General features: G+C 67.4%; 5 protein-coding genes. All 5 read left to right on the top strand.

Going from position 1 to position 2,592, the window contains the following annotated elements; all coding sequences use genetic code 11:
• The first annotated feature begins 80 nt into the window (after positions 1-80).
• On the top strand, positions 81-299 hold the full coding sequence (locus VFZ20_RS30040; protein WP_329687656.1) for an addiction module protein: 219 nt from the start codon (positions 81-83) through the stop codon (positions 297-299).
• A gap of 54 nt (positions 300-353) precedes the next feature.
• Entirely contained in the window at positions 354-605 is a 252-nt protein-coding gene (locus VFZ20_RS30035) for a type II toxin-antitoxin system RelE/ParE family toxin (protein ID WP_329687655.1), read from the top strand.
• A 583-nt stretch (positions 606-1,188) separates the two neighbouring features.
• Entirely contained in the window at positions 1,189-1,401 is a 213-nt protein-coding gene (locus VFZ20_RS30030) for an addiction module protein (RefSeq protein WP_329687654.1), read from the top strand.
• Entirely contained in the window at positions 1,398-1,709 is a 312-nt protein-coding gene (locus VFZ20_RS30025) for a type II toxin-antitoxin system RelE/ParE family toxin (protein ID WP_329687653.1), read from the top strand. Before VFZ20_RS30030 ends, VFZ20_RS30025 begins: the two co-directional genes overlap by 4 nt.
• Positions 1,710-1,799: 90 nt before the next feature.
• The coding region (locus tag VFZ20_RS30020) for a molybdopterin-dependent oxidoreductase (RefSeq protein WP_349264146.1) at positions 1,800-2,592 on the top strand (793 nt) is incomplete at its 3' end.

The raw sequence follows: 2,592 nt of genomic DNA, 5'->3' as shown, positions 1-2,592 counted from the left end.
CCCTAAAAGTGTATGGACTGCACACCCCTCCTTCCGCTATCTTCCAGGAGCTTGGAGCCATGACCGAGAGGAGGAAGCGGATGAGCATCGACGAGATCGAGGCGGTCGCGCTGGAGCTGCCAAGGGAAGAGCTGGACGAGCTGATCGACCGTCTTGCCGCGCACCGGGACATGCACCCCGGACTGGAGCAGGAGTGGCTCGATGAAGTACGCCACCGCGTAGCCCGGTATGACGCAGGCGAGGTGGAGGGGATTCCGATGGAGGAAACGCTCGCGAAGCTGCGCGCGATGCTCTGGTGAGGATCATCAACCTTCCGGCAGCCGACCGGGAGTTTGCCAGGGCGGTTGCCCCACATGATCAAGGAGGAGCGTCACCCGCAAGCGGCCAAGTTCGTCACGGAGATCGATCGCACGGCCGCCCTGCTCGCCGCCAACCCGTTTCTCGGAGCTGCGCGGGCAGACGGAACTCGTGGTCACGCCCTGACGGAGTTCCCGTACACCATCTACTACGTGGTCAGATCGAACGAGCTCGTGATCGCGGCCATCGCTCACCACAGCCGGCGAGAGGGATACTGGCGCAAGCGGCTCAAATCCCTGGGCTTGTGAGCAAGCGGGTCAGGCACTGCATCACCACAGGCCTTTCGTCGATAGGGTGAACGTGGCAGATCGAACAGTGTTGCCCCACAGCAAAGGCGACGAGATCGATCCGCGCCGTGCCAGCCGAGCACCGCCTCCGGCTGGAGGAGATGAGGTCCCGCCGGGTTACGCCGGTGCCGTTCGAGCAGTTGCTGGACGACCTCGACCAGTTCGCATCGAAAACGAGTGGTGAGCGGCACCGACGGAGGGCACAAATCTGCCAACTGGCCGTTGGGTGGGGAGCAGATCGGCGGGCTTCCTGGCGCGCCACGCCACCGCACAGGCGCTGGGTCCACACGGGCCCGGCGCCTTTTGCGTGGCCCACCCTTGGCGGTGGGCTCGCTGCTGACGGGGCTGCTCACGACCCTGGCGCTCGCGGCTGTCGCCATCGGGATGCATTTTGGCGCCCGCTCCCGCTAGATTCCGCATACTTCCGTCGCACGGGCCGGCCGCGCCTGGCACGTTCGGTGCGCCCCTAAAAGTGTATGGACTGCACACCCCTCCTTCCGCTATCTTCCAGGAGCTTGGAGCCATGACCGAGAGGAGGAAGCGGATGAGCATCGACGAGATCGAGGCGGTCGCGCTGGAGCTGCCGGAGCAGGAGCGCGCGGAGCTGATTGGCCGCCTTCAGGACAGCATCACGGACGACGGTTTGGACCAGGCGTGGCGTGCCGAGGTGCGCCGACGCGTGGCTCGGATCGAAGCCGGCGACGTCGAGTGGATCGACGGTGAAGAGGTGCTCGCGGAATTACGAGCCGATCCGTGAGATACAGGTTCACGAAGGAAGCTCGTGCGGACGTTCGTGAAGCGAAGGCATTCATCGGGAAGGACGACGACAAGAGGAAGCGCGACAAGTTCGCCGCCGCCGTGGAGCACGCGATCCACTCGCTCCTGGAGTACCCCTACCGCGGCTCTCCGTACGAGCTTCAGACACGCCGGATCATGCTGCTGGGCTTCGATTACGCGATGATCTACATCCCCACGAACACGGAAATCCAGATCGTCGCCGTGACGCACACCAGCCGGGACCCGCGGCACTGGCACCATTGTATCACGGGCGAACACAGCGAGTGAGGTGGGACCACCCGAGCGGATCTTCCGCCGTGTTCACTCTCGAAAGGACGAGGTCGTAGCAACGTGATCCAGATCGGCTCGCTGCCCCTGATCCAGACCGGCGTGGTGCGCGGCGCGTGCCCGCACGACTGCCCCGACACGTGCGCCATGCTCGTCCACGTGCGGGACGGCAGGGCCGTCCGCGTGCAGGGCGACCCGGAGCACCCGGTGACGCAGGGGTTCCTGTGCACCAAGGTGAATCGCTACGTGGACCGCACCTACCACGCGGACCGGCTCACCACGCCCCTGCGCCGCGTGGGCGCCAAGGGCGAGGGACGCTTCGAGCCGGCCACCTGGGACGAGGCCCTGGACGACATCGCCCGGCGGCTGAACGACATCCGCCACGGCGCGCACGGGCCCCAGGCCATCCTGCCGTACTCGTACAGCGGCACGCTGGGCAAGGTGCAGGGCGAGTCCATGGACCGCCGCTTTTTCCATCGCATCGGCGCGAGCCTGCTGGACCGCACCATCTGCGCGTCCGCGGGGAGCGCGGGGTGGGCCGCCACCTACGGCGACCGCATGGGCCCCACGCCCGAAGAGGCAGACAAGGCGCGCTTCATCCTTCTCTGGGGGACGAACACGCTCACCAGCAACCCGCACCTGTGGCCGGCCGTGCGCCGCGCGCGCGAGGCGGGTGCGCGGGTGATCGCCATCGACCCCATCCGCACGCGCACGGCGGCCCAGTGCGACGAGCACCTGGCCATCCGCCCCGGCACGGACGCGGCGCTGGCCCTGGGGATGATGCACGTCATCTTCCGCGATGGGCTGGACGACGCTGCCTACCTGCGCGACCACACGGTGGGCGCGGACGCCCTGCGCGCGCGCGCCGCCGAGTGGACGCCGG

Origin of the sequence: Longimicrobium sp. (assembly GCF_036280135.1) — a bacterium.
In the GTDB taxonomy this organism is placed as follows: Bacteria; Gemmatimonadota; Gemmatimonadetes; order Longimicrobiales; family Longimicrobiaceae; genus Longimicrobium.
Note: the sequence above shows the minus strand (reverse complement) of the source record. Positions and strands in the feature narration are given on the sequence as shown.

Excerpts from the sequence above, each read along its gene's own strand:
- VFZ20_RS30040 (WP_329687656.1), top strand. The coding sequence starts at position 81 with ATGAGCATCGACGAGATCGAGGCGGTCGCGCTGGAGCTGCCAAGGGAA.
- VFZ20_RS30030 (WP_329687654.1), top strand. The coding sequence starts at position 1,189 with ATGAGCATCGACGAGATCGAGGCGGTCGCGCTGGAGCTGCCGGAGCAG.
- VFZ20_RS30035 (WP_329687655.1), top strand. The coding sequence starts at position 354 with ATGATCAAGGAGGAGCGTCACCCGCAAGCGGCCAAGTTCGTCACGGAG.